20 protein-coding genes and 4 pseudogenes are annotated in these 23,409 nt (G+C 63.1%); 15 read left to right on the forward strand and 9 right to left on the reverse strand.

From position 1 onward, the window contains the following. Nucleotides 1–361: 361 nt before the first annotated feature. Together DC31_RS07025 and DC31_RS07030 are read left to right on the forward strand one after the other, a co-directional pair. Nucleotides 362–820: a hypothetical protein gene (locus DC31_RS07025; protein ID WP_036278875.1), complete on the forward strand. Its 459-nt coding sequence runs from the start codon at nucleotides 362–364 to the stop codon at nucleotides 818–820. Nucleotides 821–822: 2 nt separating this feature from the next. Next, complete coding sequence (locus DC31_RS07030) at nucleotides 823–1,167, forward strand: hypothetical protein (RefSeq protein ID WP_036278539.1); 345 nt, start codon at nucleotides 823–825, stop codon at nucleotides 1,165–1,167. A gap of 4 nt (nucleotides 1,168–1,171) precedes the next feature. On the opposite strand, the gene DC31_RS07035 is transcribed toward DC31_RS07030, so the two are convergent. Together DC31_RS07035 and DC31_RS07040 are read right to left on the reverse strand one after the other, a co-directional pair. After that, the gene (locus DC31_RS07035) at nucleotides 1,172–2,074 is read right to left on the reverse strand and encodes an arginase family protein (protein ID WP_036278541.1); all 903 of its coding nucleotides are present in this window, start codon (nucleotides 2,072–2,074) and stop codon (nucleotides 1,172–1,174) included. Nucleotides 2,075–2,088: 14 nt separating this feature from the next. Next, nucleotides 2,089–3,365 (reverse strand): annotated as a pseudogene (locus tag DC31_RS07040) (DUF445 domain-containing protein). A gap of 57 nt (nucleotides 3,366–3,422) precedes the next feature. Here DC31_RS07040 and DC31_RS07045 point away from each other — a divergent pair. Then, nucleotides 3,423–3,695, forward strand: a complete 273-nt coding sequence (locus DC31_RS07045) for a metal-sensitive transcriptional regulator (RefSeq protein ID WP_036278543.1) — start codon at nucleotides 3,423–3,425, stop codon at nucleotides 3,693–3,695. A 4-nt stretch (nucleotides 3,696–3,699) separates the two neighbouring features. Here DC31_RS07045 and DC31_RS07050 read toward each other — a convergent pair. After that, nucleotides 3,700–5,255, reverse strand: a pseudogene (locus DC31_RS07050) (amino acid permease). A gap of 152 nt (nucleotides 5,256–5,407) precedes the next feature. Here DC31_RS07050 and DC31_RS07055 point away from each other — a divergent pair. The 5 genes from DC31_RS07055 to DC31_RS07075 all read left to right on the forward strand — a co-directional run bounded on the left by DC31_RS07055 (nucleotide 5,408) and on the right by DC31_RS07075 (nucleotide 10,441). Further along, complete coding sequence (locus tag DC31_RS07055; protein ID WP_036278545.1) at nucleotides 5,408–6,763, forward strand: glutamine synthetase family protein; 1,356 nt, start codon at nucleotides 5,408–5,410, stop codon at nucleotides 6,761–6,763. Beyond that, a complete protein-coding gene (locus DC31_RS07060; RefSeq protein ID WP_327036834.1) occupies nucleotides 6,744–7,430 on the forward strand; it encodes a gamma-glutamyl-gamma-aminobutyrate hydrolase family protein in 687 nt (228 codons plus the stop codon). The genes DC31_RS07055 and DC31_RS07060 overlap by 20 nt, the downstream gene beginning before the upstream one ends. 103 nt (nucleotides 7,431–7,533) lie before the next feature. Next, complete coding sequence (locus tag DC31_RS07065) at nucleotides 7,534–8,895, forward strand: aldehyde dehydrogenase family protein (protein WP_036278546.1); 1,362 nt, start codon at nucleotides 7,534–7,536, stop codon at nucleotides 8,893–8,895. A gap of 26 nt (nucleotides 8,896–8,921) precedes the next feature. Continuing rightward, nucleotides 8,922–9,701 (forward strand): 3-oxoacyl-ACP reductase, encoded by a 780-nt coding sequence (locus DC31_RS07070; RefSeq protein WP_036278548.1) that lies wholly within the window; start codon nucleotides 8,922–8,924, stop codon nucleotides 9,699–9,701. An 11-nt stretch (nucleotides 9,702–9,712) separates the two neighbouring features. Further along, nucleotides 9,713–10,441, forward strand: coding sequence for a FadR/GntR family transcriptional regulator (locus DC31_RS07075; protein ID WP_036278549.1), 729 nt, complete (start codon nucleotides 9,713–9,715; stop codon nucleotides 10,439–10,441). Here the strand turns inward: DC31_RS07075 and DC31_RS07080 are convergent. The 5 genes and pseudogenes from DC31_RS07080 to DC31_RS07095 all read right to left on the reverse strand — a co-directional run bounded on the left by DC31_RS07080 (nucleotide 10,438) and on the right by DC31_RS07095 (nucleotide 14,489). After that, nucleotides 10,438–11,595, reverse strand: a complete 1,158-nt coding sequence (locus DC31_RS07080; RefSeq protein WP_036278551.1) for an acyl-CoA dehydrogenase family protein — start codon at nucleotides 11,593–11,595, stop codon at nucleotides 10,438–10,440. The genes DC31_RS07075 and DC31_RS07080 overlap by 4 nt on opposite strands. Further along, nucleotides 11,592–12,350, reverse strand: coding sequence for an alpha/beta fold hydrolase (locus DC31_RS07085; protein WP_036278554.1), 759 nt, complete (start codon nucleotides 12,348–12,350; stop codon nucleotides 11,592–11,594). Before DC31_RS07085 ends, DC31_RS07080 begins: the two co-directional genes overlap by 4 nt. 18 nt (nucleotides 12,351–12,368) lie before the next feature. Then, a complete protein-coding gene (locus DC31_RS19900) occupies nucleotides 12,369–12,752 on the reverse strand; it encodes a PfkB family carbohydrate kinase (protein ID WP_268748225.1) in 384 nt (127 codons plus the stop codon). After that, nucleotides 12,647–13,285 carry a PfkB family carbohydrate kinase gene (locus tag DC31_RS19905; protein ID WP_268748222.1) on the reverse strand — a complete coding sequence of 213 codons (639 nt, stop codon included), beginning with the start codon at nucleotides 13,283–13,285 and terminating at the stop codon, nucleotides 12,647–12,649. The genes DC31_RS19900 and DC31_RS19905 overlap by 106 nt, the downstream gene beginning before the upstream one ends. Beyond that, nucleotides 13,282–14,489, reverse strand: a pseudogene (locus DC31_RS07095) (MFS transporter). Before DC31_RS07095 ends, DC31_RS19905 begins: the two are co-directional and overlap by 4 nt. A 366-nt stretch (nucleotides 14,490–14,855) precedes the next feature. On the opposite strand from DC31_RS07095, the gene nrdH reads away from it, so the two are divergent. The 6 genes from nrdH to DC31_RS07125 are packed head-to-tail and all read left to right on the forward strand — an operon-like array spanning nucleotide 14,856 to nucleotide 19,371. After that, nucleotides 14,856–15,089: a glutaredoxin-like protein NrdH gene (nrdH, locus tag DC31_RS07100; protein ID WP_036278555.1), complete on the forward strand. Its 234-nt coding sequence runs from the start codon at nucleotides 14,856–14,858 to the stop codon at nucleotides 15,087–15,089. A gap of 11 nt (nucleotides 15,090–15,100) precedes the next feature. Further along, nucleotides 15,101–15,562 (forward strand): class Ib ribonucleoside-diphosphate reductase assembly flavoprotein NrdI, encoded by a 462-nt coding sequence (gene nrdI / locus DC31_RS07105; RefSeq protein ID WP_036278557.1) that lies wholly within the window; start codon nucleotides 15,101–15,103, stop codon nucleotides 15,560–15,562. Beyond that, nucleotides 15,517–17,703 (forward strand): class 1b ribonucleoside-diphosphate reductase subunit alpha, encoded by a 2,187-nt coding sequence (gene nrdE / locus DC31_RS07110; RefSeq protein ID WP_051606542.1) that lies wholly within the window; start codon nucleotides 15,517–15,519, stop codon nucleotides 17,701–17,703. Before nrdI ends, nrdE begins: the two co-directional genes overlap by 46 nt. 33 nt (nucleotides 17,704–17,736) lie before the next feature. Then, nucleotides 17,737–18,717, forward strand: a complete 981-nt coding sequence (gene nrdF / locus DC31_RS07115; RefSeq protein WP_036278876.1) for a class 1b ribonucleoside-diphosphate reductase subunit beta — start codon at nucleotides 17,737–17,739, stop codon at nucleotides 18,715–18,717. 29 nt (nucleotides 18,718–18,746) lie between these two features. Then, nucleotides 18,747–19,148 carry a hypothetical protein gene (locus DC31_RS07120; protein ID WP_152545366.1) on the forward strand — a complete coding sequence of 134 codons (402 nt, stop codon included), beginning with the start codon at nucleotides 18,747–18,749 and terminating at the stop codon, nucleotides 19,146–19,148. 16 nt (nucleotides 19,149–19,164) lie between these two features. Then, a complete protein-coding gene (locus DC31_RS07125; RefSeq protein WP_036278561.1) occupies nucleotides 19,165–19,371 on the forward strand; it encodes a hypothetical protein in 207 nt (68 codons plus the stop codon). A 19-nt stretch (nucleotides 19,372–19,390) separates the two neighbouring features. Here DC31_RS07125 and DC31_RS07130 read toward each other — a convergent pair whose 3' ends face one another. After that, on the reverse strand, nucleotides 19,391–19,993 hold the full coding sequence (locus tag DC31_RS07130; protein WP_036278563.1) for a GNAT family N-acetyltransferase: 603 nt from the start codon (nucleotides 19,991–19,993) through the stop codon (nucleotides 19,391–19,393). Nucleotides 19,994–21,090: 1,097 nt separating this feature from the next. Here DC31_RS07130 and DC31_RS20505 point away from each other — a divergent pair. After that, nucleotides 21,091–22,593, forward strand: a pseudogene (locus tag DC31_RS20505) (metallophosphoesterase); the annotation flags it as partial. Between the last annotated feature and the right edge of the window lie 816 nt (nucleotides 22,594–23,409).

Genomic DNA, 23,409 nt, shown 5'->3' on the forward strand with positions numbered 1-23,409 from the left:
CCCTTCATGATGAACGGTGACGACCCCACGCTCAGCCAGATCCTTCATGATCGATTGCTTTGCGTAACCCGCCATCAGCCATCTCGGAAGCGACTTCCTGGCGTTCTTGGGGTCAGCAATGCGGTCGCCGCTGACTCTAATGGAGGGACGTAGCCGGCCTGCCCCAGCGTGACCGCAGGAAGAGACATCCCACGGCGATCCCGTCTCGTATCCCTACGGATTCGAGACGCCTCGTGCAGCAGTCCCGTCCGTATGTCAGCGCGTACGCTGCCCGCCATGAATCGGATGCAAGACCAGATGCGCATTGACACGCGACGCACCAAGAGTGTACTTCCGAATACATTCCGAATAGATTGTGATCATGACTCTCCTCCACGGCGTCGGTACGACGACTCGGCGCTCATCCGACCTGAGCAAGCACTCCGCAGACGTATTCGCCGAGGCGGAGAAGCACCCGGTCCGGGTCACCCGGCGCGACGGTGAGACTCTCGTGTTGATGTCTCAACGCGAGGTAGATGCGCGCGCGCTGCTTTTGCAGTTCGCGGCGGACCTCATCACCGTCACGCTCGACGACGAAGGCACGCTCGCCTCGCGCATGGCTCGAAAGTTCGAGTGGATGCTCGCCTTGTCGGATGCAGATCAGGCGAGCTGCGCACGGGATCTCGTCGACGCCGCGCGAGCATCCTTCTCCACTGGGCAGGCTCATCTCGCAGTGGCAGAGCTCACCTCCTGGCGTGAGACCGCGACGGCGATCGCCGCGGGCCTCACAGCGTCACCAGTCGAGTGGCTCGAATTCCAAATGCCGGTCGAGCGCCCCTGATCGTGCCGAAGAACGACCAGGTCCCGAGACCGACGAAGAAGTCTGAATACACGATCTGTTTCGCATCAGTCAGCGCGCAGAGAGGATGGCGGGATTTGGTCGCGACAATTCGTGGGCCCTTAGCGGACTCGTGGGACTTCCTGACCCGGACGCCGACGGAACGCACTCCGACGAACTACCCGCTGAAGGGCGAAGAACTTGGCAGGATCACGCGCGGCGGTAGGAGCTATGTGCGCTGGCAGCACAAGCCGACTGCTCAAGGCGATGCGCGCATCTGGTTCTATATCGACGGCCAGACCATCTTCCTCGAGCAGGTGCACACCAAGCATCCGAACCAAACGACGTAGAGGCCTAAGCAGCGGCCCGAGACGCAACCCCCGCGAGCAACTCCAACACGCAGAGGGCGGTAAGGCGCACCGTCCGGGCGTCTTCAGTATCGGCGGTCGCATCGACCTCAACGAGGTCGGCGCTTACCACACGTGAGTCAGACGCCACCGCACGCGTGAGCGCCCGCAGCTCCCACGCAGCGAGCCCACCCGGAACGCTCGCCGGGCACCCCGGCGCGACCGAGCGATCGCACACGTCCACATCAACGTCCAGATGGATGCGCGGTGACGAGCCGGCACCGGCGACCTCGAGAGCTTCGGTCACAACCTCGTCGATGCCGCGCCCGCGTACCTCGTCGAGAGTAATTACCCGGATACCCCAGTCGTGCGCACGCTGCGCATACGCTGCCGAGTTCGCGAAGTCGGCGATCCCGATCTGCACGATCCTGGTCGGATCGATCCGAGCGCCCTCCGGAGCATCCTCAACCAGCCGCCGCACCGGCGACCCGTTAGAGATACCGTCACGCAGGTCGAAGTGCGCGTCGAAGGTGATCAGCCCTGTCGCGCCAGCCCCCTGAGCCACCGGATAGGTGACGGAGTTGTCACCACCCAGCGCAATCACGAATGCCGGAACCAGCCCGCGCACTCGGTCGATAACGGATGCTATCCCCGCCTCGCTATCGGGCTCGGCGATGTCGCCGGCATCCGCAATGCGCAGCACATCATTCAGATCAACCACTGGCGGGCCCATCAGCGTCGCGCTGTAACGAGACAGAGCTCCGCGCACTGCAGCTGGAGTCGCGTGCGCGCCGGTCGGTGACAGTGATGTCCGCCAGGCCGGAACGCCGAGCAGCACAGCGTCGGCGTTGCCATCGAATGCTGGCCAATCACCCGCACGGGGCCAAAACGGATCGTGTGGGAGGGCCATTGGGTTCTCCTGTCTCAGACGCCGGGAATGATGGCGTGCGCGATCGTGAAGATCGCTAGACCCGCAAGGCTCCGACGACCGTGCCGTTCAGACGGATGTACTGCAGGTCGCGTCCGACCATGAGCTCGATCTTCTCGGTGGTCTCAGCCGGATCCCAGCGCTCAACTGTGTCGGTAATGATCGACGCGATGTCGTGCCGGTACCGATCGACGAGGAAGACCGCGGCCTCCGACACCCAGCTGTCGACGCGCTTCTGCAGCGTGGCATCCGTCGTCAACCGTTCGCCGATCTCTTGCACAGCCTGGGCCGCGCGCACCCGCAGGCCACTCTGAGGATCGGCGAGCGCAGTCAGCAAGCCAGCTTTTGCGGTGTTCCATGCTTCGGCCGCCAACGCACCGACACGCGGACTGTCGAACAGTGACGCCTTGGCATTTTCGAGCTTCGCGCGCGTCGTCTCATCGTTCTGCAGGTTGTCGGCCAGCCGACCCAGATAGCCGTCGATTGCGAGGCGTGCCGGATGCCGATGATCGGCCTGCACGGCATGAACGAACTTGACGGCCTCGTGGTAAACCGTGTCGTCGACGAAACGATGAGCAAGCTTCGGAACCCACCCCGGCAACCGGCGCGAGACTAGTCCGGTGAAAGAGGACGCGTTCGACTCCAGCCACGCGGCAATACTGTCGGCTGCGAGATCAACGGCGCCGTGATGCGCATCCGCCTCGACGATTTTCTCTAGCCAGGCACCGGCCGGCGGCCCCCATTCGGGGGACACCAAGTGTTCGCGGGCGAGATCCGTGATCAGGTCGCGCACGTCGTCGTCGCTGAGCGCCTTGAGTACTCCGGTGGCGATTGACGCGCCTTCGGCGGCCACGCGCTCGGCGTGCGGCGTCTGCTGCAGCCACTCGCCAGCACGATGCGCGATCGCCGTACTCGCGAGCTTCGTGCGCACCACGTCCGCTGCCAGGAAGTTCGTCTCCACAAACTCGCCCAGGGTGCGGCCGATCTCATCCTTGCGGTTCGGGATGATCGCCGTGTGCGGAATCGGGAGGCCGAGGGGACGGCGGAACAGGGCCGTCACCGCGAACCAGTCCGCCAGCGCGCCGACCATGCCACCTTCTGCGGCCGCACGAACATACGCCAGCCACGGATACCGGCTCTGCAGCCAGAACGCGATCACGAACGCGATCGCCATGAACACCAGTGCGCCGACGGCAATCGCCTTCATCATTCGCAGGGCGCGCAGGCGTTCCTGATCGGCGGGGGAGAGCAGGGCCATCGGGGTACGCGGCATGTGGTTCATCCTCGCATGCGAGGCGACTGCTGTGGCCGACCGAGGTACCCTCGAATCGTGATCGAAGACATCAAGAAGCGCGCCCTGCACCGCACCAGCATCCTCGAGGGGCAACTGCGGGGAGTCACTCGGATGATCGAGAGCGAGGAATACTGCATGGACATCATCACGCAGTCTCGCGCGATCCAGAAGTCTCTCGAGTCCCTCAACCGCCTCCTGCTCGAGAACCATCTGCGCACCCACGTGACGCACATGTTCGAGCAGGGCGGCGAAGAGCGCGAGCAGGCCGTCGGTGAACTACTGAAGGCCTTCGACTTCGACTCGAAGTAGCCCCTCAGCGCGCCTCGGGCTCAGACGCCTTTGCGTCGAAGACTTCACCCTCCATTGCGTCGTAACCCTCGGTCTGCGGGTCGCCGTGCTGCCCACCGGATAGCGCGTATTCTTCCTCCGGTGAAAGCACGAGACGGTGCCGGAAGAAGACCGCGAACCCGATCAGGATGATCGCGTAGACGATCGCAATCGCGATGATGGCGGGTAGGAACGTGGGGTTCAGTAGGAAGCCCACGAAGATGAGCGCCGCGATGACGAGCGCAACGGCTGCTCCCGGCACGCCCCACGGGCTGCGGTACGGGCGATCGGCGTTCGGGTACCTGCGGCGCAGAATAATGAACGAGATCAGCTGCAGGCCGTAGGCCAGCACGGCGCCCCACACGGCGATGTTCAGCACGATCGCGCCAGCAACAGCGCCGATGCCCTCAGTGCCGAGGACGTCGAGTGCGACAAGGGCGATGAAGCCGATCCCGGCGCCGACGGTTAGTGCGACCCATGGGGTCTGACGCTTTCCGGTGAGCGAGAGGAAACGCGGGTAGTAGCCAGCACGAGAGAGTGAGTACATGTTGCGGCCGTAGGCGAACATGATGCCCTGCAGCGATGCCAGCAGACCGATCAGCGCGAACAGCGCGAGCACGGCGGCGAGCTGATCTCCGACGATTGCGCGGAAGCCGTCCAGCAGTGGCTCTCCGGCGGTGCCGGTGGCCTCTGCTCCCAGTACACCGGTGTTAAGGAACAGCACGAGCAGGCCGGTGATGATCAGCGTGCCACGTGCCAGAATCCGGCCTTGGGGATGTCGCGGGTGGGGTTCATCGATTCTTCCGCTGCGAGCGGCAGCTCTTCGATGCCGAGGAAGAACCACATCGCAAACGGCAGTGCGAACAGGATCGGCAGCACACCGTGCGGGAGGAATGCAGTCTGGCCGGGGTCGGGGACGATGTCCCAGAGGGCAGCCCAGCTGAACGCGCCAGAGAAAAGCGCCATCGCAGAGAACACCAGGATGATGCCGATCGAGATCACCGAGACGATGATCGCGAAGCGGAACGAGATCGCGGCGCCCGCAGCATTGAGCGAGATGAAGGCAACGTAGAGAATGAGGTACCAGAGCCAGCTGGGCAGGCTGAGCCCGAGCAGTTCGGAAGTGATTCCGTCGGCGTACGAGGCGGAGAAGTAGACGATCACCGCAGTGGTTGCCACATACTCGATCGTCTCTGCGGCTCCGGTCACTAGACCGCCCCACGGGCCCATCGCCGAGCGGGCGAACGAGTAGGCGCCGCCGGTGTGCGGCATCGCCGAGGCCATCTCGCCGATTGCGAAGATCATCCCGTAGTACATGACGACGAGGATGGCGAAGGCAATCAGCATCCCGCCGAAGCCGGCGAAGTCGATTCCGAAGTTCCACCCGGAGAAGTCACCAGAGATGACCGCTCCGACAGCAAGGCCCCACAACCCCCAGAGGCCTGCGCTGCGCTTCAGCTTCCGCTTCGCGAAGTATTCGTTTCCGGCTCGTGTATAGGTCGCACCAGCGACCTTGCGGGACCCACTGTTTTGCTCAGACATCCGAACTCCGTTCGCACGTGGACAGACGCGGGCTGCGTCTTGCACGAGATTGTGACAGCTATTGGTAGGTTGCGTCTACCTTTAGATTGAAAAGTGTTCTAGGGTGCGAAGAGCTCGGACGAACGTCGGGCGAAGACAGACGGGAGCCGAGCATGCCGGGAAACCTCAGTGTTGAGCAGCTGGACGAAGCTATTGCGAGTGGTGAAATCGACACGGTTATCGTCGCTTTCTGCGACGCGCAGGGGCGGCTTGCGGGCAAACGGATCTCGGCCCGGCTGTTCCAGGACGAAGTTCGCGACCACGGTGCAGAGTCGTGTGACTACTTGCTCTCGGTCGACATCGATCTGAACACGATGGACGGCTACGCGATGTCGAGCTGGGAGCAGGGCTATGGCGACATGGTGCTCAAGCCCGACCTCGCGACGCTACGTCGCATTCCGTGGATCGAAGGCACGGCCCTCGTCATGGCAGATCTGCTTTCGGTCGCTGGCGATCCGATTGCGCCGTCGCCTCGCGCCATCCTTGACCGACAGCGAGACCGTCTCGCCGAACGCGGCTGGACGGCGTTTGCCGGCACTGAGCTCGAGTTCATCGTGTTCGAAGACACTTACCGCGAGGCGTGGGCGCGCAAGTATGAGGGGCTGACACCCACGAGCGACTACAACGTCGACTACAACCTGCTCGCCACGACCCGGCTCGAGCCGTTGCTGCGTGACATTCGCAACAGCATGGATGCTGCGGGAATGTACAACGAGGGCGTGAAAGGCGAGTGCAACCTCGGCCAGCAAGAAATCGCGTTCCGTTTTGCCGAAGTGCGCGAGACCGCCGACCAGCACACGATCTATAAGAACGGTGCGAAAGAGATCGCCGAGCAGCACGGCCAGTCGCTCACCTTCATGGCGAAGTTCAATGAGCGCGAAGGCAATAGCTGCCACATCCATCTTTCGGTGCGGGATGCCGACGGCGGCGCGGTCATGGCTGGCGACGGTGAGCACGGCTTCAGCCCGCTGATGGAGCACTGGATCGCCGGCATCCTCGCGACGCTGCGTGAATTCACTTTCCTTTATGCGCCGACGATCAACTCGTACAAGCGCTTCGCTAAGGGCAGCTTCGCACCGACCGGTGTCGCCTGGGGAATCGATAACCGCACCTGTGCGCTGCGCGTTGTCGGACACGGACCGTCGCTGCGCGTCGAGAACCGTGTGCCGGGCGGTGACGTGAACCCGTACCTCGCCATCTCGGCAATCATCGCCGGGGGGCTGCACGGCATTGAGAACGAATTGACGCTTCCGCCGGCGCTGAAAGGCTCGGCCTACGACGCCGACGTCGAGCATCTGCCCACGACGCTGCGCGAATCAGCCGCACTGTTCGGTCAGTCGAAGATTGCCCGCGCGGCGTTCGGCGATGACGTCGTCGAGCACTACCTGAACCAGGCGCGCATCGAGGTTGAAGCCTTCGACGCTGCCGTCACCGACTGGGAGCGTATTCGTGGCTTCGAACGTCTCTGACCCCACTCGCTCACTGCCGCTGATCGGCGTCAGCACGTATCTCGAGCGCGCCCAGCAGGGTGTGTGGAACGTACGTGCGGCGTTCCTGCCTGAGCAGTATCTGCAGAGTGTCACCTCGTCGGGCGGCATCGCCATGCTGCTTCCGCCGCAGGCTGAAGAGGTGGCGGATGCTGCGATCGCCCGGCTCGACGGACTCATCCTCACCGGTGGTGCCGATGTGCAGCCCGAGCTTTACGGTGCAGAGCGTCATCCGACGACCGACCCGGCGCGCGTCGACCGTGATGCGTGGGAGCTTGCCCTGTTCCGTGCCGCCGAACGACGGCGGATGCCGGTGCTGGCGATCTGCCGCGGACTGCAGCTCGTGAACGTGGCCCGCGGGGGCTCACTACAGCAGCACCTGCCAGAGTCGTTGGGCACCGAACGTTACCGCCTCGGCGGAGGAGCCTTCGCTGAGAACGACGTCGATGTCACCGCCGGAACCACGCTTGCCGGCGTGCTCGGCGACGGCGAATTTCGCGTGCACAGCTACCACCACCAGGGCATTGACCGTCTCGGCGAGGGGCTCGTCGTCTCGGCGCGCACCGATGATGGGCTCGTGCAGGCGTTCGAAGACACCTCCAATGGCTACCTCGTCGGTGTGCAGTGGCATCCCGAAGAGAACGCATGAATCGGCGACTGTTCGAAGATCTCGTCGCACAGGCCCAGATGTTCGCCGCCGAGAATACCCAGAACAGTGAACAGAAAAGTACTGAAGAGAAAGAGGACGCGCGATGAGCGCATTCACCGTGATCAACCCGTCCACCGCGACGGCCATCCGCGACGTGTCACGGGCGAGCGTCGAGGAGGTCGACGCCGCTGTCGCGCGCGCCGTCTCCGCTCAGCGCGTCTGGGCGTCACTCGCGCCAGCCGCGCGCGCCGATGCGCTGCGTGCATTCGCGCGTTCGGTCGAGGCGGCGGTGGAAGAGCTTGCACAGCTCGAGGTGCTTAACTCGGGGCATCCGATCGGGTCTGCCCGCTGGGAAGCGAGCCACGTCGCTCAGGTGCTGAACTACTACTCCGCTGATCCTGAGCGTCTCTCCGGACGACAGATCCCGGTCGCCGGCGGGCTGGATGTCACGTTCCACGAGGCGTACGGCGTCGTCGGCGTGATCGTGCCGTGGAACTTCCCGATGACGATCGCTTCGTGGGCATTTGCGCCAGCGCTCGCCGCGGGCAACGCCGTAGTGCTCAAGCCCGCCGAACTCACGCCGCTCACCGCGATCCGCCTCGGTGAGCTCGCTGTCGAGGCGGGGCTGCCGGAGGGACTATTCCAGGTGATCACCGGGTCGGGTTCGGTCGTCGGCCAGCGTTTCGTCAGTCATCCTGATGTGCGCAAAGTCGTCTTCACCGGTTCGACCGAGGTCGGCACCGACGTTGCCGCCGGATGCGCGCGGGCGCTGAAGCCCGTCACGCTCGAACTCGGCGGAAAGTCCGCCAACATCGTCTTCGAAGATGCTGACCTTGCCAAGGCCGCAGCGGCCGTGCCTGGGTCGGTGTTCGACAATGCCGGTCAGGACTGCTGCGCCCGCAGCCGCCTGCTCGTGCAGCGGAGCGTCTTTGATCGGTTCCTCGAACTGCTCGAACCGGCGGTACAGAACTGGACGGTCGGCGATCCGAGCCAGGAGGGCACCGACATGGGGCCACTCATCTCTGCGTCGCACCGCGACACCGTGGCATCCTTCCTCGACGGCGCGAATATCGCCTACCGTGGCAGCGCGCCGAGCGGTGACGGCTTCTGGTTCGCACCCGCGGTCGTGCTCGCAGAGCCTGGCGACCGCGTCGCGCAGGAAGAGATCTTCGGTCCGGTTGTTTCGGTGCTTCCATTCGACGATGAGGCGGATGCTATTCGTCTCGCAAACGACACAATCTATGGTCTCGCCGGGTCGCTGTGGACCGAGAACCTGGGCCGTGCCATGCGTGTTTCCCAGGGGGTCCGCGCTGGTGTGCTCTCGGTGAACTCGCACTCCTCGGTGCGCTACGCCACACCGTTCGGCGGAATGAAAGCCTCCGGTCTCGGGCGCGAGCTCGGACCAGACGCCGCAGAGCACTTCACCCAGACGAAGAACGTCTTCTTCGCGACCGACGCATCCTGACCACCCCACTTGCCCGGAGGAACCACATGACCATCGATCTGACTCAGCGTCTCAAGGACCGCGTGGCGATCATCACCGGCGGAGCGAGCGGTATCGGCTTCGCCACTGCGCAACGCTTCGCGGCAGAAGGAGCGTTCGTCGTCATCGCCGACCTCGACCCGATTGCTGGCGAAGCCGCAGCAACCGAAGTCGGCGGCGTATTCCGTCCGGTGAACGTGGCCGACGAGCAGATGGTGAACACGCTGTTCGACGGAGTCGCCGAAGAATTCGGCCGCATCGACATCGCTTTCAACAACGCCGGCATCTCACCGGCATCCGATGACTCGATCGAGACGACCGAGCTGCCCGCCTGGGACCTCGTGCAGGACGTCAACCTCAAGAGCGTCTACCTGTGCAGCCGTGCAGCCCTCCGGCACATGGTGCCGGCCGGGCGTGGATCGATTATCAACACGGCATCCTTCGTAGCGCTGCTGGGATCTGCCACCTCGCAGATCAGCTACACGGCATCCAAGGGCGGCGTGCTTGCCATGTCGCGCGAACTCGGCGTGCAGTTCGCGCGACAGGGGATTCGCGTAAACGCGCTCTGCCCCGGGCCGGTGAACACGCCGTTGCTGCAGGAACTGTTCGCCAAAGACCCTGAGCGCGCTCAGCGCCGCCTCGTGCACGTGCCGATGGGGCGCTTCGCCGAGCCGGAAGAGCTGGCTGCCGCCGTGGCCTTCCTCGCCTCCGACGATTCATCGTTCATCACCGCCAGCGCCTTCGTCGTCGATGGTGGCATCAGCAACGCGTACGTCACACCCCTTTGAGAGGATGAACCATGAGCGAAAACCCTCCGGAGCGCGACCTCATCGAGGTGCGCAAGGCGGTCTTCCGACCGCTCCGGAGGGGAAACGCTCTGGAAGACACCGTCGCGCGCCTCGTGCAGACCCTGCGACTTGGTGTGGTCGCTCCCGGTGCTTCACTGCCGCCAGAGCGTGAACTCGCCGCGTCTTTTGGTGTGAGCCGCGACACCGTGCGGGAAGCGATTCGCGAGCTCGCCGACGCGGGGTATCTCGAGCCGCGGCGTGGTCGATACGGTGGCACGTTCGTCGCCGATCCGCTGCCGTTTCCGACGGATGCTGAACACGCAGACCCCGCCGATATCGACGACATTCTCGGACTGCGGTTCGTGCTGGAGAGTGGTTCGGCGCGGGCTGCGGCCGGGCGCACCTTGGACGCTGAGACGCGAGCGCAACTGTGGGCTCGGCATGAGGTCGCTCTCACTGCAGGGCCGGGGGAGTATCGGCGGCTGGACACCCTGCTTCATCTCGAGATCGCCGAGGCTGCCGGCATCCCCTCGTTGGTTGCGCTGGTCGCCGAGAACCGCGCACGGATTAACGCATGGCTTGACACGTTCCCGCTGCTGCCGCGAAACATCGAGCACTCCGGTCAACAGCACGAGCAGATCATCAACGCAATTCTGATGGGCCAGCCGGATGCCGCGGAAGACGCGATGCGCGGGCACCTCGAAGGTTCGGAAGCGCTGCTGCGCGGCTTCCTCGCTTAGTTTTCTGGCGGCCCGAGCAGCGCGCTCGCTGCGGTCGAGTGCGCAGACTCCGGGTCAGACGGGTGAAAGACTCCGGCGAGCACATCGCGGTACAGCCTCGACAGCTCGTTCGACGAGAAGTAAGACCCACCGCCGGCAGCCAGGATCGCTTCGTCAACGACGCGCTTCGCCATCATGACGGCGCGATGCTTGACGCCAGACAGCAGCGTGAACCAGCAGGCGCCATTGTCGGTCTGCTGATCCACGTCGCGCGTGAGTGCCGCGATCTGCGGGGGCAGGGCGTCATAGAGGAGGCTCATCTCGGCGATGCGCCAGCGGATGTCGGGATCCTGGCTGTACGTCAGCCCAGTCTTCTTCGACGTGCGCTTCTGCACAGTTTCAACGGCGAGGTCTAGCGCACGGCGGGCGATGCCGGTGTAGACCGAGGCGAGCAGCAGTTCGAACACGCTGAAGATGCCGAAGATGATCGGGTCAGGGCTGGGGCCCGGATCGATACGGCGGACGACGTGCTCTGGTGCGGCGACGGCGTTCTTCAGCTTCGTCGTGCGGCTCTGTGTGCCGCGCATGCCGAGGGTGTCCCAATCATCGCTCGTCGTAACCGCATCCGTACGGTCGATGAACGCGAACACGAGCTTCGGGGCATCGTCGCTCGTGGTGTCGAGACCGTGCAGGCCAAGTTGTGTCCACACCGGTGCGAGCGAGGTGAAGATCTTCGTGCCGGTGAAGGCGTAGCCGCCGTCGTTTTGCGGCACGGCTTCGGTGTCGCTGCCGAACAGCACCAGGTCGTTGCCGCCCTCGCTGATCCCGAAGGCGAAGACTTCACCCTGGGCCGCGCCATCCTGCACGAATTCCATGCCTGAGACGCCGCGGTCGCTGAAGACCTTCGCGACGCCGGTCCACACCAGGTGCATGTTGATCGCGAGCGCGGTAGCGGGCGCGGCTGTTGCGAGGCGCTGCTGCAGAATCGCCGCCTGCTCCAGACCGAGGCCGGCGCCGCCGCGCTCGGTCGGGACGAGGATTTTCAGGTAACCGGCATCCCGCAGCTCTTCGAGATCTTGCTGCGGGAAGGTGTTCTCGCGGTCGTGGATCGGCGCACGCTCGCGGATGCGCTCGAGCAGGTCATCGGGCAGATACGCGGTGGAATCGAAGGTCATGCGAGTGCCTCCAGCAGTTGGCGAATCGTTTCCTCGGGCTTGTCGCGGTGCGGAGAGTGCCCGGCGCCAGCGACGATCGACATAGAGATGTTCTCGTTAGCGGCGAGTACCGCTTCGGCAGTTTTCCCCGTGAACAGACTGTAGACCTCGGGGTCAGCGCCGAGGATATGCGTGGGAACTCTCAGGCGCGCAGCTTCCGCTCGCACGTCCCACGGCTGGTTCTGGGCGCTGGTCTGCTCGACTGCCCAGCCGCTCGCGCGAAGCACAGCGTCAACTTTGAGCTCGATTTCCTGCGGGTGCCAGTGCGGGTGCTCTTCGCGAACGGTCTCGGCACGCGTATCGGCGAACGCCCGCTCCTGGCTGCCGCGGATAATTCCGGCATCCCTGTCATCGACGAAGAGGGCAGGGTCGATGAGGATGAGCTGCTTCGTCCAAGACTCGTCGGATGCCGCGGCCACCGTGCTTGCGGCCGCGCCGAGCGAGTGGCCGATCACGGCATCCCAGGTGTCGCCGTGATCTGGTCGCGCGGCGGCGATATCTGCGGCATAGGCGGCGACGGTGTAGTCCAGCGCCCGCGGAGCATCGCCGTGTCCGCGCAGGTCTACCGCGGTGGCCTGCCAGCCCGCGTTCGCGAGGGCATCACCGATACGCCACATCAATGCCGCGGACGAGCCGAGCCCGTGTACGAGCAGCGCGTGCTTCGGAGCATCCGAGGCGCCCCAGGTGAGCCGGGGAAGAATGAGAGGAGCAGGCATGAAGCCAGCCTACGAGTCTCAGTCGATCGGCGGCATATCTGCGGCGATGGTGAGCACGCGCTCAGCGGCAATGTGCCCTGCCAGAAGGCGTTCTGCCAGTGAGTGGCCTTCGAGAGTTGCGGCGAGGAATCCCGAGGCGAACGCATCGCCAGCACCGACAGGTTCAACGACGTCGACAACAGGTGCGGCGACGAACACCGGTTCAGCGTCGCCGTCGAACGCGGTCGCGCCGATGTCGCCATCCTTCACCACGAGCAGCGCGCAGTCAGGAAGGAACGCACGAATCTCGGCGGGAGTCACTGTGCCCCAGATACGCTCGGCCTCGTCACGTCCGACGAACGTGATGTCGGCGGCGTTCGCGAGACGGGCAAGAGTTGCCGCGGCATCCTCGATCGACCACAGCGCGCGCCGATCGTTGACGTCGAACGACATGAGGGCGCCCACCGTGCGCGCATCGATGAACAGTGGTCGACCATCTCGCGACAGGATGCGGAGAGGGCAGGCGTGATACCCGTCGTGTGGACGATCTTCACGCCGGTGAGGCGCTCGATGCTCAAGTACCCGCGGGCCATGCGGGACGCGGCCGAACCGCGACGGTAGTAGTAGACCGCAGACCCCTCGGCACCGGGGTCTTTGAACATGACGCCGGTGGGTGCATCCTCATCGTGTTCTACCCATAGCTCGACGCCGCGACGCTCGAGATCCGTCGAGATCCGCACACCGAATGGATCGTCGCCGAGTCTGGATGCCCACGCCGCCCGATGACCCACGGCGGCGAGGCCAGCGCTGACGTTGGACTCCGCACCACCGAATCCAATGCGTGCCGACGTGGCCTCTGAGAGCTGGGCATCCGTCGGGGTGACGAGAGCCATCGTCTCGCCGACGCAGACGATCTCGGGAGCAGTCGTGGCCTCGCACAGAAGAGGAGTGCTCATGAAGGGGTGACCGCCACCGGTTCGGTGTCTGGATATGGACTGGGATCGCGATGGCGGAGGTCAGGGAATGCTCGGACGAATACCACCGCGACGATGAGACCGACGATAGCGAACAGGATGCCGGCCACGAACGCGCCCTGGGGTCCTGCATTGTCGACGAGGAGGCCGGCGATTGCGGATCCTGCCGCGGCGCCGATGAGCTGACCGGTGCCGGCCCAGCCGAAAGCCTCGGCGGTGTCGCTGAATTTCACGCTCGCTGTTGTGATTGCGAAGAGGACGGCGAGGGCGGGGGCGATGCCGATACCGGCGAGTAACAGCGTGCCGCCGATCCAGAAGATGTTGAGCGAGACCATGGTGAGTGCGAGGCCCACTGCGACGATTGCGAGGCGGCGTGCCATCGCCCACGGGCCGATCGGGATGTGTCCCATCGAAAGCCCGCCGGCGAGACTTCCCACCGCGAAGATCGCGAGCACGAGACCAGCATCTAGCCCCTCATGGCCGAAGGTGGCGACGACTCCGACCTCTACTGCGGAACAGGCTCCGATGAGGAGGAAGCCAATCACTGTCGCGAGGAGCACTGGCGGTTTAAGTACGACGAGCCCGAACGCACGGCGGCTGCGGGGGATGCGCACCCGTCCGAGCTCGGGGGAGAGGATGAACCACCCGCCGCCCACGACGAGGATGATCGCGACGAGCAGCAGGCCTTCTACCGTTCCGATCTGGGTGGAGACGAGTGTGATGACGACGGGCGCGAGGATCCAGATGATCTCCTGCAGCGAGGCATCCAGTGAAAACAGCGGCGTCAGCTGGGACGAGTTCACCAGCTTCGGATAGATAGTGCGCACAGCGGCCTGGACCGGCGGAGTCGAGAGGCCGGCGAGGAGCCCAAGTGCCATGTAGCCGGGGACGTTCAGGGGAAGCAACGCGAGACCGAGCACCGCCAGCACACACACGGTGAGAGTGAGGGTGAGCACGCGGCGCATTCCCCAGGCGCCCATCCATCGACTGGTCACGGGGCCTGCGATCGCCTGCCCGACTGACGTTGCCGCGAGCACGAGCCTGCGGATCCGTACGATCCGGTCTGCTGCTCGACATGCAGCAAGATCGCGAGCGAGGCCATGCCATTGGGGAAGCGCGCTGCGAGCTGAGCGGCGATCATGCGCCCCACGCCCGGAGTGCGAAGAAGGTCCCGATATCCAGCCACCAGATAAAGGTACCGGGGGTGGGTGGCGCTCCTTCGCCAGACTCCGATCCCGACACACCGCGACACGCCGAGATGCGTTCTCCACAGGAAATTGAATGTCCGAATCCCCGCGTAGCGTCCTGCCTGTGGATGGATTTCTGAGGGGGCGCTGAGAACCGCGAGATCATGCGCTTCGAGGGCACCGAAGTCGGATCGCGATCTGTGGATGAAACGGTGGACAACCTGTGTTGTACCAGTGGAGAGCGGTGGATAGTCACACCGATGTAACTACTACCCCTAGTGGTCACCCTCAATGTCCGTCCCTATATGTAGTATTGAAGTCCCGGCGGGGGTTTGCCGGAAAGCTGAGATTTGAGGGGAATAAATATGTCGATTACCGTCTACACAAAGCCGTCGTGCGTGCAATGCAACGCGACCTACCGCGCTCTGGATGCAAAGGGCATTGAGTACGAGATTCACGACCTCTCGGAAGACGCCGCGGCGCTCGAGCACGTCAAGTCGCTCGGCTACATGCAGGCGCCGGTCGTCGTCACCGATGAGGATCACTGGTCGGGCTTCCGTCCCGACAAGATCAGCGAACTCGCGTCTCGTCTGGCATAAGGAATCCGGTCATGAGCGTCGTCGCCACGGCCGCGCCGCTCCTGGTCTATTTCTCTAGCACCTCGGGCAACACGGCCCGGTTTGTTGAGAAGGTCGGTCTGCCGGCTCAGCGCATTCCGCTGCACCGCACCGACGAACCCCTCGTGATTGATGAGCCCTTTGTTCTCGTGACTCCCACCTACGGTGGCGGTCAGGGGCGTGGCGAGGAAAAGGGTGCAGTACCTAAACAAGTGATCCGGTTCCTCAACGATGAGCACAACCGACGTCATATCCGCGGCGTGATCTCCGCGGGGAACACCAACTTCGGCGAGTCGTTCTGTCGCGCCGGCGAGATCATCAGCCGCAAGTGCAACGTGCCGCACTTGTACCGGCTTGAAGTATTCGGCACACAAGACGATGTAGATCGCGTGAGCGACGGATTGGAACGATGGTGGGCATCGCAACTAACGAGTATGCAGGGCATGACACAGTGACAGACCAGACGGCCTTCAAGGTCAACCCCTCATATGAGGGGCTCGACTATCACGCGCTCAATGCGATGCTGAACCTGTACGACGCGAACGGCAAGATTCAGTTCGACGCCGACAAGCGTGCCGCACGGGAGTACTTCCTGCAGCACGTGAACCAGAACACCGTGTTCTTCCACTCGCTCAAAGAGCGCCTGGACTATCTCGTTGAGAAGGAGTACTACGACGGGGCTCTCCTCGAGAAGTACTCTGACGAGTTCATTCAGAAGCTCAACGATCTCGCGTACGGCAAGAAGTTCCGTTTCGAGACGTTCCTCGGAGCCTTCAAGTACTACACCAGTTACACGCTGAAGACCTTCGATGGCAAGCGGTACCTCGAGCGCTTCGAAGACCGCGTCGTGATGACGGCTCTCGGGCTCGCCGATGGCGACGAGCAGGTAGCGATCGACCTCGTCGAAGAGATCATCTCCGGTCGCTTCCAGCCGGCGACGCCGACCTTCCTTAACACGGGCAAGGCTCAGCGCGGCGAACTCGTCAGCTGCTTCCTGCTGCGCATCGAAGACAACATGGAGTCGATCTCACGCGGAATCAATTCCTCGCTGCAGCTGTCCAAGCGCGGCGGCGGCGTGGCTCTGCTGCTGTCGAACATCCGCGAGTCCGGCGCTCCGATCAAGCAGATCGAGAACCAATCCAGCGGCATCATCCCCGTGATGAAGCTTCTCGAAGACAGCTTCAGCTATGCCAACCAGCTCGGTGCCCGCCAGGGTGCCGGTGCGGTGTACCTCAACGCGCACCACCCCGACATCATGCGCTTCCTCGACACCAAGCGTGAGAATGCTGATGAGAAGATCCGCATCAAGACGCTCTCGCTGGGCGTCGTCGTGCCCGACATCACGTTTGAACTCGCCAAGAATGGCGAAGACATGTACCTGTTTTCGCCGTACGACGTCGAGAAGGTTTACGGCGTGCCGTTTGGTGACATCTCTGTCTCCGAGAAGTACCGCGAGATGGTCGATAACCCGCGCATCAAGAAGACGAAAATCAACGCGCGCGAGTTCTTCCAGACCATCGCCGAGATTCAGTTCGAGTCGGGCTACCCGTACATCATGTTCGAAGACACGGTGAACAAGGCGAACCCGATCAAGGGCCGCATCAACATGTCCAACCTCTGCAGCGAGATTCTGCAGGTGAACACCCCGACTACGTACAACGAAGACCTTTCGTACGACCAGATCGGCAAGGACATCTCGTGCAACCTCGGCTCGATGAACATCGCGCTGGCGATGGATGCCGATGACCTGGGCAAGACCGTTGAGACGGCGATCCGTGGTCTGACTGCGGTCAGCAACCAGAGCCACATCTCGTCGGTTCGTTCCATTGAAGACGGCAACGACCGCTCGCACGCCATCGGCCTCGGTCAGATGAACCTGCACGGCTACCTGGCGCGTGAGCGTGTGTACTACGGGTCCGAAGAGGGCATCGACTTCACGAACATCTACTTCTACACCGTGCTGTTCCACGCGCTGCGCGCATCGAACCGCTTGGCCATCGAACGTGGCGTCGCCTTCGACGGATTCGAAGACTCGACGTACGCGTCGGGAGAGTTCTTCGACAAGTACATCGAGCGCACCTGGACGCCTGAGACCGAGAAGGTCAAGGAGCTGTTCGCTGGCCAGCGCATTCCGACGCAGGATGACTGGGTCGCGCTGAAGGATTCCATCCAGAAGCACGGCATCTACAACCAGAACCTGCAGGCTGTGCCGCCGACCGGATCGATCTCGTACATCAACAACTCGACGTCGTCGATTCACCCCATCGCGTCGAAGGTTGAGATCCGCAAGGAAGGCAAGCTCGGTCGCGTCTACTACCCGGCGCCGTTCATGACGAACGACAACCTGGAGTACTACCAGGACGCGTACGAGATCGGCTACGAGAAGGTCATCGACACGTACGCCGCTGCCACGCAGCACGTCGACCAGGGCCTGTCGCTGACGCTGTTCTTCAAGGACACCGCCACCACGCGCGACATCAACAAGGCGCAGATCTACGCATGGCGCAAGGGCATCAAGACGATCTACTACATCCGTCTTCGCCAGATGGCGCTCGAGGGTACCGACATGGCGGAGTGCGTCAGCTGCATGCTTTGATGCGCTGACCAGGGATTTTAGAACAGGAAAATGATGACACCTCCCGAGAAGCTCAAGCTGGTCGACCACGTACAGGCGATCAACTGGAACCGCATCCAAGACGACAAAGACCTCGAGGTCTGGAACCGTCTGGTGAACAACTTCTGGCTACCTGAGAAGGTGCCGTTGTCGAATGACGTCCAGTCGTGGAACACGCTGACACCTGACGAGCAGCTGCTCACCATGCGCGTGTTCACCGGTCTGACGCTGCTGGACACGATCCAGGGCACGGTCGGTGCCGTCTCGCTGATCCCGGACGCGATTACCCCTCACGAAGAGGCGGTGTACACCAACATCGCGTTCATGGAGTCGGTGCACGCGAAGAGCTATTCATCGATCTTCTCGACTCTCGCGTCGACGAAGGAGATCGATGAGGCGTTCCGGTGGTCGACAGAGAATGTGAACCTTCAGAAAAAGGCGCACATCATCATGGACTACTACCGCGGAGATGACCCGTTGAAGCGGAAGATCGCTTCAACGCTGCTGGAGTCGTTCCTGTTCTATTCGGGCTTCTACCTGCCGATCTACTGGTCGTCGAAGGCAAAGCTGACGAACACCGCTGACCTCATTCGCCTCATCATCCGCGATGAGGCCGTGCACGGGTATTACATCGGCTACAAGTTCCAGAAGGGCCTCGAGAATGAGACGCAGGAGCGCCGCGACGAGCTGAAGGATTACACCTTCTCGCTGATGTTCGAGCTTTACGAGAACGAGGTGCAGTACACGCAAGACCTTTACGACGGCGTCGGTCTGACCGAAGACGTCAAGAAGTTCTTGCACTACAACGCCAACAAGGCTCTGATGAACCTCGGTTACGAGGCGATGTTCCCCGCCAGCGTCACGAACGTGAACCCGGCGATCCTGTCGGCGCTTTCCCCGAACGCGGACGAGAACCACGACTTCTTCTCGGGTTCTGGTTCGTCGTACGTCATCGGCAAGGCCGAGGCCACCGAGGACGACGATTGGGACTTCTGAGCGGAATTGCGGTTCGATAGATGATGCGGATGCTGCAAAACGTCGCTCGATGGGCTCTCGTCGCCCTGCTTGGGGTAGCGGGTGCTGGGCACCTGACATGGGGTCGTCGTGGCTTCCGGATCACAGTGCCCGACTGGGCTGAGCGCGTTCTGCGTCTGGACAAGGATGCGATCGTCGTCGCATCCGGTGCGGCCGAGTTGATGCTGGCGGGGGCTCTTGCTCTGCTCCCGGGCGAGAAGAAGCGCGTGGGATGGGCTGTTGCCGTATTCTTCGTCGCGGTCTTCCCGGGCAATGTGCATCAGTGGCGTACGGGGCGCTCCGCCCCGATGCTCGACACCGATCGTCGGCGCCTCGGACGCCTGTTTCTTCAGCCGGTGCTGGTTGCGTGGGCTTTATGGAGCACAGCCGAGTATCCTGGAAGACAGCACTGAAAACTGGAGGCAACCCGTGATCGTCAGCTTTATCGTCTACTTGGTCCTGTTCGTGGGCGGCATCGTCGTCATGGGGCTTGCTCAGGGGCTTGCCGATTACAACGCGCTGGTGTTCTGCGCGGGACTGGCATCTGTCTGCCTGTCGTTGGCATGGGTCATGCGTCAGCCGGGCGGCGCGACGCGTCGTGCGAACAACTGGGATGGCGGCCCGGGCGCCGAGTAATCGGAGCCTGCCTGAGCGATCAGGCGCGCTTCGACAGTCGCGCCTCGAGGTTTGCCTTCACGGCGGGCCACTCGGGCTCGATGATCGAGAACTCCACGCTGTCACGTAGCGCACCATTGCGGTAGCGCGACATCGCACGCATCACGCCGTCTTGTTTCGCGCCGAGCCGTTCGATAGCCGTGCGCGACTGGAAGTTCACCCACTGCGTGGTGAGGCCGACACGGAAGACGCCAAGATCTTCAAACGCATGCCGCAACAGTAGGAGCTTCGACTCCGCGTTCGTGCCAGTCCCGTGCGCTGACGGACGATTCCACGTGTACCCGATGTGCAATCGCGGCACGTCTGCCACAAGCTCGTAGTAGGTCGTCATCCCGAGCACGCGCCCGGCCGGGTCGAACGCGGTAAACGGAACCATCTCGCCCTTCTCTGCGAGGGCGAGTCGGCGGTCAATTTCGGCCGCCACCCCGTCGGGTGCAGGCACCGAGGTGTACCAGGCGGTCTCCCACAGGTTCCCCTCCTGCACAGCATCCACTAGGCCGTCATGGTGCGAACGGTCCAACGGGCGGAGCTTTACCAGCGAGCCGGTGAGAGTGAGCGGTGCGGGCGGGATGCGGAAGGCCATGCAGTCATTAAATCAGCTCGCGTTCAGCAGGCGTCCGAGGCGATGGAGGCGTACTGCGGTTCGCCCGTTCACTCTGTGTTTGCCTCCGCGACTCCGTGAGTTTCTTCCCCGCCCCTAACTTCGAGCAAGTGCGTGATCTGACTTCTTCCTTCGCCCTGGCCATCCCCATCCGTCATTCGAATCGACGGACACGCTCTGCGATCGCCGGAGCCGTAGCGATCGGCCTTATCGCGGCGCTCTTGCCCGCGGCAGGTGCCCATGCTGCTGACTCGGCAATCGACGGAACCGACCCGCACCCCACTTTTCTGGGCAAGACGAATTACACCGGCGAGTTCCACTCCCACACCTCGATCAGCGACGGCGTCGAACTGCCTGAAGACGCGTACGCGTACGTGGCGGAGAACACGAACGTCGACTTCTTCTCGACCAGCGAACATGATGTCACGATGGATGTGCGCTCCGCCGACGACTGGACGGAAGACCACGAGCACGCACGTTCCGAGGAATGGAACTATCTCAAGAGCGGCGCCGAGCGGCACAACGAGTCAGGGGACAGCGACCTCGTCGCCGTACCGGGCGAAGAAGTCACGTGGTACGACGCGACGGGGCACATCAACCTCTTCAACGCAGAGTGGTTCGTCACCGCTCCTGGGTATGTACGGGGATCCGGCGACAATCTCGGCGGCGTCTTTCCGACCGGCGACTTCATGTACGACCTGCCGACCTTCTATGCGCGTCTTGCACTCGATGACGACGTCATCGGACAGTTCAACCACCCCTCGCCGACGGGCAAGGGAAACTTCGGAGGTTTCACTAACCTCACCCCTGAGGCTGACGCGCGCATGTCGCTGTTCGAGCACAAAGGGCCGGGATACGACGGACAATGGCAGCTTGCGCTGGACAGCGGGTGGCACCTCGCCCCGGTCTTCAACGGCGATGAGCACAGCGCCAGCTGGGTCACCTCGAACCCCGCGCTGACCGGCGTCTGGGCCGATGAGAAGTCCCTCGACGCGGTGCATCGGGCAATGCGCGAGCGCAGCATGTATTCCACACTCGACGAGAATGCGATCCTCGCATTCAGCGGCAACGACCAGATGATGGGCTCCATCCTGTCTTCCGACACCGACACGCTGGATGTCGTCGTTCAGGCAGCGGATCCGGATGCTGCTGACTCATTCACCAGCATCCAGATCATCAGCAACGCGGGCCACGTTGCGCACGATTTCGGCGCGCTCAGCGGCAATGTGCAGGATCTCGCCGTCACCCTCGACGTTGCCGACGGCGACTACTACTTCGTCAAGGCGATCCAGGCGGATGGCGCGCAGCTCGTCTCCTCGCCGATCTGGATCGGCGACACCGTTCGCGGAGCGAACTACGCTCCTGACATCACCGTCGACGTGAATGCACCGGAATTCGCAGCGGCCGGGGAGCGTGTCGAGATTCCGAGCTTCTCGGCGGTCGACGACAGCGGCACGCAGCCGACGACGACTGTAGAGGTGTACAACGCGGAGCGCCGTGTACCCGTGAAAGATGGTGCATTCACCATCGAGGGGTATGACGATCACTTCATCGTGATCAAGGCGACCGACGCTGCTGGCAGCACCTCTGCTGAGGTGTACCGCATCCAGGTGCAGGACACCGACCTCGACCCCGAAGAAGTATTCCGCCACCTCGGTGCGGTCGCCACGGTCGGGGCGGAACCAGGAGACGCAGGCCTGAGCGTCGCCACAGACGTCACCATCGAAAAGGCCTGGGCACAGATTCAGCCGGTTGGTTCTTTCCTCGGACTGGGCTCGGAGACCATCGCGTCAACCAACGACCGAATCTTCGAGGTGGACTCGGTCGCCACCGAAGCCGATACGTATCTTGACAGCATCACTGCGCACGCGTTGCGCAGTCACGAGTTCGACCTGACGGGACTGGATCCGGGCACGCGCTACGAGTATCGCTTCGGTGCCGGCGAGAACGGCCCATGGACGGAGGTCCGTGGCGAGTTCGTCGCAGGCGGCGCCGAGGATACGCCGATCTACGTGCTCGGTGACATCCAGGTCGCAAGCGGGGATCAGTCGGACTTCGAGCTGCCGAAGCAGATGCTCGAGCAGTTGCGGGAGGAGCGGCCGGGCGGGGAAACAGCCATTCAGGTCGGTGACCTCGTCGACAACGGCGGCAACTCCCAGGAGTGGACTGACACGTTCAAATACTCCCTGCGCGATCTCGATCTGCAGTTCGCATCGATGGTCGGAAACCATGAAACGTACAGCGATCGCGAGGTCAACACCGCGTTGTCTCCCGAGCGCAGCCGCATCTTCACTTCGATGTTCAACCTGCCTAAAAACGGCAGCGCCGTGGGCGAGAGCAACTACTCGTTCGATCGAGGCAGCATCCACTTCTCTGTGCTGAACTCGAATTACGACCTCGATATGCAATTGGCGTGGCTCGAGGAGGATGTCCGATCTAGTGATTCACAGTGGAACGTCGTCATGGGGCACTTCCCGTATTACGGCGGCCGCCACAGCAGCGATGCGGGCATGTCGATCTCGCGCGCCAAGATCACAGAGACACTTCAGCAACTCGGCATCGACCTTTATGTCGGCGGCCACGACCATGTGTACAAGCGCAGCACGATTCTCGACGGGGCGCTCGTCACCGATGATGCGATGCGCGATCTCGGCACGACCTTCGTCACCATGGGATCGAGCGGACCGAAGTTCTACGAGAACCAGGTGCAGTGGTGGGATGACACTGTTTTCGACGTCGACACGCAGACCGGCCTTGTGCTCGAGGCGGCAGACGGCGAGCTTCAGGCCCGCGTCTATACGATCGACGGCGATGTGGTCGACGAATTCTCGGTGAGCAAGCCGGACAATATGTTCCGCGTCACATCGCACGATGTCATCGACGGTCAACTTTCCGAGGTCGGCGTGCTCAGCACCGAGGGTGCGCCCGACGGCGCGACCCTCGTCGCCGCCTCATACGACCTCAGCGGTGAACAACTGCTGGATGTCCGCACCGCAACACTCGACCTCGACCACCGCGGCATCGAACAGCTGGTCACCTTCGATTCTCCGCTTCCGGTGCGCTCAGACAGCACCATCCGACTCTTCGCCTGGGACGGGCTCGACAGCGGCCGGTCGCTGACCCCGGCGGTCCTCGTCCGCGAGGGGATGCCAGGGCAGGGGACTGCCGAAAGCCCCTACGAGCTGAGCACGTGGGCCGACGTCGACAAGATCGTGCAGGCACCGGACGCTCATTACGCACTGATGAACGATCTCGCCCTCGATGGCTCCGAGCGCACCCAGATCGGAGCGGGCGCGACACCGTTCACCGGCGTATTCGATGGTCGTGGCCACTCGGTCAGCGGTTTTGTGGCTGAACCGTCCAGTGGCTCCGGCCTGTTCCAGACGAACGAAGGGACG

Origin of the sequence: Microbacterium sp. CH12i (assembly GCF_000685355.1) — a bacterium.
Lineage (GTDB): Bacteria > Actinomycetota > Actinomycetes > Actinomycetales > Microbacteriaceae > Microbacterium.

What these genes read in the sequence shown, in the direction of transcription:
- DC31_RS07035 (WP_036278541.1), bottom strand. Translation starts at nt 2,074, where the DNA reads ATGGCCCTCCCACACGATCCGTTTTGGCCCCGTGCGGGTGATTGGCCA.
- nrdF (WP_036278876.1), top strand. Translation starts at nt 17,737, where the DNA reads ATGACACCTCCCGAGAAGCTCAAGCTGGTCGACCACGTACAGGCGATC.
- DC31_RS07120 (WP_152545366.1), top strand. Translation starts at nt 18,747, where the DNA reads ATGCTGCAAAACGTCGCTCGATGGGCTCTCGTCGCCCTGCTTGGGGTA.
- DC31_RS07075 (WP_036278549.1), top strand. Translation starts at nt 9,713, where the DNA reads ATGAGCGAAAACCCTCCGGAGCGCGACCTCATCGAGGTGCGCAAGGCG.
- DC31_RS07085 (WP_036278554.1), bottom strand. Translation starts at nt 12,350, where the DNA reads ATGCCTGCTCCTCTCATTCTTCCCCGGCTCACCTGGGGCGCCTCGGAT.
- DC31_RS07080 (WP_036278551.1), bottom strand. Translation starts at nt 11,595, where the DNA reads ATGACCTTCGATTCCACCGCGTATCTGCCCGATGACCTGCTCGAGCGC.
- DC31_RS07130 (WP_036278563.1), bottom strand. Translation starts at nt 19,993, where the DNA reads ATGGCCTTCCGCATCCCGCCCGCACCGCTCACTCTCACCGGCTCGCTG.
- DC31_RS07055 (WP_036278545.1), top strand. Translation starts at nt 5,408, where the DNA reads ATGCCGGGAAACCTCAGTGTTGAGCAGCTGGACGAAGCTATTGCGAGT.
- nrdH (WP_036278555.1), top strand. Translation starts at nt 14,856, where the DNA reads ATGTCGATTACCGTCTACACAAAGCCGTCGTGCGTGCAATGCAACGCG.
- DC31_RS07070 (WP_036278548.1), top strand. Translation starts at nt 8,922, where the DNA reads ATGACCATCGATCTGACTCAGCGTCTCAAGGACCGCGTGGCGATCATC.
- DC31_RS07025 (WP_036278875.1), top strand. Translation starts at nt 362, where the DNA reads ATGACTCTCCTCCACGGCGTCGGTACGACGACTCGGCGCTCATCCGAC.
- DC31_RS07065 (WP_036278546.1), top strand. Translation starts at nt 7,534, where the DNA reads ATGAGCGCATTCACCGTGATCAACCCGTCCACCGCGACGGCCATCCGC.
- nrdI (WP_036278557.1), top strand. Translation starts at nt 15,101, where the DNA reads ATGAGCGTCGTCGCCACGGCCGCGCCGCTCCTGGTCTATTTCTCTAGC.
- nrdE (WP_051606542.1), top strand. Translation starts at nt 15,517, where the DNA reads ATGGTGGGCATCGCAACTAACGAGTATGCAGGGCATGACACAGTGACA.
- DC31_RS19905 (WP_268748222.1), bottom strand. Translation starts at nt 13,285, where the DNA reads ATGAGCACTCCTCTTCTGTGCGAGGCCACGACTGCTCCCGAGATCGTC.